This window comes from Rhizobium sp. FKY42 (assembly GCF_005222835.1).
In the GTDB taxonomy this organism is placed as follows: domain Bacteria; phylum Pseudomonadota; class Alphaproteobacteria; order Rhizobiales; family Rhizobiaceae; genus Neorhizobium.
In genome coordinates this window covers 1-579 of the sequence record NZ_STGA01000034.1, presented here as the reverse complement: position 1 = coordinate 579, position 579 = coordinate 1, and the positions used below count along the sequence as shown (strand labels likewise).

Here is a 579-nt window from a genome sequence, read left to right as displayed (position 1 = left end):
CGTCGCGCACCATGTAGCCGCTGTCCGGGTCGGTGCGGCTGACCTTGGTTTCCGTGACCTCAGGCTTGCGCTCCTTTTCCTTCATCGACTTCTGGCCATGGGCGGCGCGTTCCGCCTCGATCGCCCGGTCAAGATCGGCCCAGTAGTCGGCGCGCGACTTCTTCAGCATCTCAAGATCATACTTGCCCTTGTTGGCATTGGCCTTCAGATGCGTTGAATCCGTATAGAGCACGGTCCCATCGACGAGGCCGTGGCGGATCGCTTGGCTGACAATCGCATCGACGATGTCCTGCGCCACCGAGGTGTCGTTGAAGCAGCGGCGACGGTTCTGGGAAAGCGTTGAGGCATCGAAGACCGGGTCGGTCAGTTTCATCCGCAAGAACCAGCGATAGGCGACATTCACCTCGATCTCGCGCACCAACTGACGTTCGGAGCGAACCCCGAACAGGTAGCCCGGCAACGCGCTGATGGATGAAGGATAAGTCGATCAGTGCATTGATGTTGCGAGGCAGATGATCCTTCGGCCCCAGGCTGTCGAGAGCCGTCTGTTCGGGAGCAGGTGTTCTCAACATGTCCCAG

General features: G+C 59.8%; 1 pseudogene. It reads right to left on the bottom strand.

Annotation, left to right across the window (positions count from 1 at the left end):
* Positions 1–572 (bottom strand): annotated as a pseudogene (locus E8M78_RS15890) (transposase); the annotation flags it as partial.
* Positions 573–579 lie beyond the last annotated feature (7 nt).